Annotated in this window: 6 protein-coding genes; 2 read left to right on the top strand and 4 right to left on the bottom strand. The window is 63.7% G+C overall.

Going from position 1 to position 6,582, the window contains the following annotated elements:
• A partial coding sequence (locus tag ACXJKH_RS12285) for an alpha/beta fold hydrolase (protein WP_457319644.1) occupies nt 1-883 on the top strand: 883 nt, incomplete at its 5' end.
• Between the two features lie 888 nt (nt 884-1,771).
• Here the strand turns inward: ACXJKH_RS12285 and ACXJKH_RS12280 are convergent.
• The 4 genes from ACXJKH_RS12280 to ACXJKH_RS12265 all read right to left on the bottom strand — a co-directional run bounded on the left by ACXJKH_RS12280 (nt 1,772) and on the right by ACXJKH_RS12265 (nt 6,006).
• The gene (locus tag ACXJKH_RS12280; protein WP_457319643.1) at nt 1,772-3,070 is read right to left on the bottom strand and encodes an alpha/beta fold hydrolase; all 1,299 of its coding nucleotides are present in this window, start codon (nt 3,068-3,070) and stop codon (nt 1,772-1,774) included.
• A 350-nt stretch (nt 3,071-3,420) separates the two neighbouring features.
• Complete coding sequence (locus ACXJKH_RS12275) at nt 3,421-4,119, bottom strand: hypothetical protein (RefSeq protein ID WP_152153247.1); 699 nt, start codon at nt 4,117-4,119, stop codon at nt 3,421-3,423.
• Between the two features lie 58 nt (nt 4,120-4,177).
• A complete protein-coding gene (locus ACXJKH_RS12270; protein ID WP_457319642.1) occupies nt 4,178-5,038 on the bottom strand; it encodes an MBL fold metallo-hydrolase in 861 nt (286 codons plus the stop codon).
• Nucleotides 5,035-6,006 carry an MBL fold metallo-hydrolase gene (locus ACXJKH_RS12265; RefSeq protein WP_457319641.1) on the bottom strand — a complete coding sequence of 324 codons (972 nt, stop codon included), beginning with the start codon at nt 6,004-6,006 and terminating at the stop codon, nt 5,035-5,037. Before ACXJKH_RS12265 ends, ACXJKH_RS12270 begins: the two co-directional genes overlap by 4 nt.
• Here ACXJKH_RS12265 and ACXJKH_RS12260 point away from each other — a divergent pair.
• Nucleotides 5,992-6,582, top strand: a 591-nt coding sequence (locus ACXJKH_RS12260; RefSeq protein WP_457319640.1) for a LysR substrate-binding domain-containing protein, incomplete at its 3' end; no start/stop codon positions are given. The genes ACXJKH_RS12265 and ACXJKH_RS12260 overlap by 15 nt on opposite strands.

The raw sequence follows: 6,582 nt of genomic DNA, 5'->3' as shown, positions 1-6,582 counted from the left end.
CCACGGCGGGCCGGGCTGGGTATCGATGCCCACCAGTTGGTATTTTCAACGCGGCTGGGAAGAGTATTTCACGGTCGTCCAGTGGGACYAGCGCGGCGCTGGCAAGACCTACGCCGCTAACGAACCGTCCGTGATAGCACCCTCCATGACGCGCGAACAGATGGTCGCCGATGCGGAGGAGATGGTTGCATGGCTGCGGCGGGAGTTCGGAAAGGAGAAGATCTTCCTGCTGGGCCACTCTTGGGGCAGCTACCTCGGCCTGGAGGTCGCGCAACGCCATCCCAATTGGCTGCATGCCTACATCGGCATCGGACAGATATCCAACGCCCCGGAGAGCGAGCGGCGCGGGTGGGCGTGGACCCTTCACCAAGCCAAGGAGGACGGAAACGCGAAAGCAGTAGCCGAGCTCCAAGAGCTAGCCCCGTATGCGCAAGGCGCCGCGCCGGTTCCCTTGCAGAGCCTCTTCAAACAGCGCAAGTGGCTCAACCACTACGGGGGCATGGTTCACAACCGCCGTGGCGGCGATGCGGAAGCTGCAGCGATAAAGCTCTCCCCGGAGTATTCGGATGCCGACGTCGCGGCCATCTGGAACGGCAACGACTTCTCGATGGAGCACTTGCTGTCGGAGGTCTTATCCCTGGACATGTCATCGGTGCGTCGCATCGACACACCCGTGTTTCTGTTCTTGGGCCGTCATGACCACAACGTGTCTTCGGAACTGGCCGCCGAATGGGCCGACAAGCTCGCCGCTCCCGAGAAGCAGATCATCTGGTTTGAACAGTCTGCTCACGAGGTCATGATTGAAGAGCCGGGCAAGACACTGCTTACCCTCGTCCAACAAGTTCGCCCCATTGCAGAACGCGCAGGCGATACAGCACCTTAAATGAGGGGGCCCGCCAGAGAGTAAGTTCCACGCACTTTTATGCCCACAAAACCAGCCATGGAAGGGCTACCAGCCCTTGCGCGATTGCRTGGAGTTTGGCCGCCAGCTCAGGCCGATCGACGCTAGCAGTGAATTCCTGCAGATCCATCGCGGGACCAATAAAGGCCGATGTCAGACGAGCGCCGTCCAAATCCAAATGGATCCACGTGCCCGCGCGATTCATGGAAAAACTGCGAAGGGCGCCCCGCCCGCTTTCCGAGAGCCTGACCCTGAACTGCGGGTGCCCACTGGCGCCGTAGCCAAGAAATCGAATCGCGCTGAGCTCGACACGAGGTTGTATCAATTGTTGGATCTTCTATTGCCGTGATGGGTCGGCCTCTTCCCGATGCCTCCCCGCCTGAAACGAATTTACCCGTGTCTCTCCTGCCACGGACCGCTCAGAGTCAACTGCAAGCCAGTTTACGTCGAGATCATCCGTGCACCACCTAACTTGCTGACTCATTCATTGACCGGATGCAAGAGAGACGCAAGACGTGGGTAGGAAGAGGGAGGGGACAAAGAGAGGGCGAAAGCGACAGAGCGCTGCCATCTCGCAGCCGAATGTAAGCGCGCGGCCGGTATCGGTGACCAAGCAGCACGCCTTGCTCCGGTCGCTCAGATATTGCCCGGACTGGAAGCCGGGCAAGCTGCAGCCCCGCCCAGATCCACCCMGCCGTCACCAGCACCAAGAATGGCAAGGCGRAGCTGAGGCCATGGCGGGCGCTGCGTCGATTGCATGCCAGCGGCAAGCATCACCGCTACGCACAGCATCGGGACCCACCAACCACAGCAGCCGCTATGCAGGTGGGCGGGCTACGGCCCAATCCGCGACCATCGCCGTCCAAACCTTCATCGCTGTGCCTCAATCCACTGTGCCACGTCGTCCACAAGCTGCGGAAGGACGTTGCCGGGCGTGTTGTATTCCTGCAGCGAACCCGGGCCTTGGCCGGCGACGCCCAGGTGGTTCACCGCCGGATAGTGTTTGAAGCTGACTTGGCGCTGGCGAGCCAAGCCGTGTTGCCACAGCTGCCAGTCCGTATCCACGACTTGGAAGTCACGGCCGCCTTGGAGCAGCAAAATGGGCAGTGCTGAGGCCTTGGCGTCGGCGACCGGATCAATGTTCTCGAACGCGCGCCAGTAACTCGCCGGCACGCCCAGTGGCAGGTCCTTGGCAGCAACCGGTGCCGTGCCCCGTGCGGCGGCGATCTGCCCGTCCAGTTTGTCCAGGATGGCCTGGTCGTCGGCGCTGATGCTCCCATCCAGGCCCAAGAGGTAGCGGTTCTGTTCCGGCAACACGGTCAGCAGCGAGCGGGCCGGCGCTGACCACAGGACCAGCCCCGCCACCTTGCCCGAGCGCTGCGCAATGCGGGGCGCCAGCATGCCGCCCTGACTGTGCCCCATCACATAGACGTGGTGCGCGTCGATGCCCGGGGCCTTGGCCAGGCCGGCGACGGCGGCGACGGCATCGTTGGTGGTTTCATCGTCCATCGTGTAGTCGTTGCCGCTGAACTCCTGCGGCCGTGCCTTGGTACGCTTTTCGTAGCGCAGCACCGCGATCCCGTGGGCGGCCAAGCCGCGCGCTACGTCCAAGAACGGACGATTCGGTCCAATCGTTTCATCGCGGTCCTGTGGACCGGACCCGTGCACCAGCACTACCGCGCGGAACGGCCCTTTGCCCTTGGGCAGGGCCAGCGTGCCCGGTAGGGCGCCCTTGTCAGACACCACGTCGAAAGGCAGCTCTTGGAAACTTGCATCAGCTGGCACTGGGGGCGCTGGCGGCGCTTGTGCGGTCGCCGGTTTGAAGTTCAGGCCGGCAACGCGGCCGCCGGCATCTACCGCTACTTGCGTGTCGATGTCGCCCACCGCAAACCTCAGCCGCTGTGTCACCACGCTCACCTCGCCGCGCGCAGTGACCTGTGCCGCGCCGCGATCTTGCAGCGCGCCGAACGATTGCCACAGGGCCTGCAGCTGCGCCGCCGGCACGGCCTTTGCCATCTCTGGAGTGAACATCGCCTCGGCCGCGGTAGCCTCACCGGCCTGAAGATGATCGAGCAGGGCGGCAGCGGTCTGTGCCGGCGGCGCAGCTTGGGCGAGCGTGGCGGTGAAAAGCAGCATCATGCCCATGCCCCAACGTGTCAGCGCGCGCATCTCGCACCTCCTTCTTGAGAATCCGCACCGCCGGCGCCGACGGCAGGTGGACCGCGTCGTTCAGTTCCGAGCGCGGCCGCCCTTGCCGATTCACTTCGTCTCGGAGCGCCCTTCGGTTCGCCTATCGGATTCGTTTCGATTTGAACAGTCAGGTAGCTCCAGCGTGTGCTCATGGCTTGATCTCCAATTTGGGGTTGAGATTAGGCAGACAGGCTGCCAAACGCTGCTGGCCTCTCATTCCAATGCGTCGGAATTCCATGCAGGAGGCCAGCCTCGGGCGTCACAGTGTCAACCAGCATGGCTTGCCCACCAGGCAAAGTTCATTCTGGACACCGGCTGCGCTTCGGAGCCTATTGCACCCTCGCCAGTCCCGTTTCCGCCTCTGGCGCCAGCGTGTGAATTACCTCCCCTTTTGCATTGAGGAACTCGATGGCGCCGTACCCCTCTTCGGTTACGGTCAGCCGCAGGCGTGTCTTGTCCGCTTTGTCGTTCAATGCGATCGCAGGGGCACCGTCTGCACCCACCACCATTCGGATGCGCGTGGACGTTTTAACCCCGGGAACCAAGCGGTTGTCGAGGGCAGGCTCACGCAGCAGCGGCGGTGCTTGGTTGATCGAGAACGCCACCTCGCCGTCCGGCGAGACGCGCCAGCCGATGGCATCCATCGCCGGGTGATCCAAGGCCAGAACGGCCATCCCCCCGGCCACGTCGGCGGTTCCGAAGCCGCCCCGCTCGCTGCCCTTGTCGTCGTAAAGCACCAGCCCGGCGACGTTGAACGCCCGGCGGTATTGGATCCCATCGATGATCGGCGCCGGCGTCCGGCCTGAAAGGGTCATGCGGATGACCCCGTTCTCATCGACGATATCGATGCGCTGTGCAGTGATCCGATCATGGTCGGGCTTAGCGACCTTTGTCTCCGGACTGCGGGACTCAATGATGCGCTGCAGCGCGTCCAGAGAGGGTCGGGACGGGGCTGAATCCTCCGTCGCATTTGAGAGAGGAGAGACAAACATGGAAGCAAGGAAAACGGCGAAGGCAAGTTTCTTCATACAAGTTCCCGTGACGGTTAATGCTTCTGGCGTAGCGCTTTGACGCTTCAGCAAGACCTCACCTCCACGTCACCCACGCCCCCGGCTGCACTGACTGGACGTCGATGGCAGTTCCCCGCGCCACCCTGACCAGAGCGCCCAGAGGATCGTCTACTTCCTGATACTCATCAACCCCCGATATGCCGTAGTGGATTGGGACGAGAAGCCGCGCGCCCAGGACGGTTGCGGCGGCGATGGCCTGCTCGGGCGTCAGAACGCCCGGCTGTCCGCTGACAGGCTTGCGCCATCCGAACGTGGCGCCGTTGATCGGCAGGAACGCCACATCGAAGGGTCCGAGCTGACGGCCGATCTTCCACCAGTGGCCGTGCCACATCGTGTCTCCCCCATGGAATACCCGCCGGCCCGCGGCCGACACTACCCAGGACACCTGAGTATCGCCGTATCCGTCCGAGGCGGGCACCGCCGTGGCGGTGAAGTCACCTAGCAACTGCGGCTCCCAAAGCGTTGCGGGACGTGCCCGGGCGCCTCCAGGGACGGGAAGCGGATGGGTCCCCTCGGGGTAAATCAAGCTACCGCCGTTCCGCAGCGCCTGGACCACCGCACCGGCGTCGAAGTGGTCCGAGTGGACGTGCGTCAGCAAGACCGTCGTGTCGCCCACCCCGCCCTCAACGGGAACCAGGACGTCCGGCAGTGCCCTGCCCCACTCCGCAGCATTGGTCAGGGGGTCGATCAGCAAGGTTGAGCCTGGCAGCTGCAGGCGAATGCCCGCCCAGGCAAGGCGCTGAATCCGCAGGTCGTCCGACGCTGGCCGTGCGACGGCGTGGGAGACCGGCAACAGCGCGGCCGTGGCGCCAGCGGCGAGGCCGGAAAGAAAGACGCGACGGCCCATGCGTGCGCCATCTGTCACGTCGCCGCTCATGCGACATCCGCCGAACGGGCCAGGTAGGTGTCCAGCTCAAAGATGCCCTGGGATTCGATGGCCTCCAGGTTGTGCAGATGCCACGCCGTTTCGAACGCGCTTGCCTCGACGCCGGGCGCCAGRCAATCCCCGATCCGAAGGGTGGCCAACCGGGACGCCAGCGATGCACCCTCGCCTTGCGCGCGTATCGCCACCACGTTCTGGCGGATCCGGTCCAGGTAGTGCAGTGCGTTGTCGAGCACGGCGGCGTCAAAGCGGCCCATGTGCCCACCGATGACAGTGCCGCGCCCGAACTGCTTCACCCGACCAATGGCCGTTCGAATCTGGACCGGATCGGCCTTTGAGAGGTAGACGATGTTGCCCACGATGTTGTCGCCCACGCAGACCAAGTCGGCGGTGGGAACATCCACGCTGATGTGATCCATCGTCTTGCCGGGATTGTGCAGCAGGCGTAGCTCATGGCGGCCCCAGCGGATGCGCATCGCGCTGTCGAACACCACCTGCGGCTCGCAGTAAAACGCGTCGACACGGCGGTTCTGTGACAGGAAGGTGTGGCGGTAGTTGCGGTGCGCGATGACCATGGCATCGGGGAAGGTCGAGAGCCCCGCGATGTGGTCGCTCATGAAATGGGTGGCGACGATGACGCGCACCGTTTTCCCCAGCTCGTCGCAGATCAGCACGCGCAACGCAGCCGCGTCGGCCGCACTTCCGAGTGCATCCACCAGCAGCGCGTCATTGCCATCGAGGAACACGGTTGCAACGGATTGGTGGTCCTCGCCGACGCACAAGAACACGTCCGGACCCAGCGGTTTCAGATGCATGTCGGCTACCCTTTGAATGGAGGCCGCCATGATTGACGGACGGACAGACGCCGACAAACGAGAAGATTTGACCTTCAGATTAGTAAAACTAACCTGATAAGATCGGCCATCCGTGCTGGCAGGAACCCCCTGATGAAGCCGCGCCACGCCCCTCCCCTCACTGCGTTGAGAGCGTTTCAGGCCGCTGCACGTTCCTTGAGCTTCCAGAAGGCGGCCACCCAGCTCTTTGTCACACCGGCCGCGGTGAGCCACCAGGTCAAACGCCTCGAGGCCCACCTGGGCACCGAGCTCTTCGAGCGTGGCCATCGTACGGTGACGCTCACCCCGCAGGGCGCCGCCCTTGCGGCGTCGCTCACTGAGATTTTCGGGATGCTCGATCTCGCACTGGACCGAGCCGCACCGGCTGAACCCGGCCACCTGCGCGTCAGCACCATGGAGTCTTTCGCCGCGAAGTGGCTGGCGCCCCGGCTTCATCGGTTCCACGACGCCCACCCGGATATCCACGTTCGGCTTTTGACGACCGATCAGCTGGTCGACGTTGGCCAGGACCAAGTTGATGTCGCGATCCGATACGGCCTGGGGACATACCCGGGCGTGCAGGTCGAGAAGTTGATGGACGCCCCGGTGTTTCCGGTGTGCGCCCCGGGCACGTCACGGAAGGATGGCAAGCCGATTGCATCGCCCGCCGATCTCGCCGATGTCGCGTTCATCCATGATCAAAGC

The organism is Stenotrophomonas sp. P5_B8 (genome assembly GCF_054049855.1).
Note: the sequence above shows the minus strand (reverse complement) of the source record. Positions and strands in the feature narration are given on the sequence as shown.

What these genes read in the sequence shown, in the direction of transcription:
- ACXJKH_RS12280 (WP_457319643.1), bottom strand. Translation starts at nt 3,070, where the DNA reads ATGCGCGCGCTGACACGTTGGGGCATGGGCATGATGCTGCTTTTCACC.
- ACXJKH_RS12275 (WP_152153247.1), bottom strand. Translation starts at nt 4,119, where the DNA reads ATGAAGAAACTTGCCTTCGCCGTTTTCCTTGCTTCCATGTTTGTCTCT.
- ACXJKH_RS12270 (WP_457319642.1), bottom strand. Translation starts at nt 5,038, where the DNA reads ATGAGCGGCGACGTGACAGATGGCGCACGCATGGGCCGTCGCGTCTTT.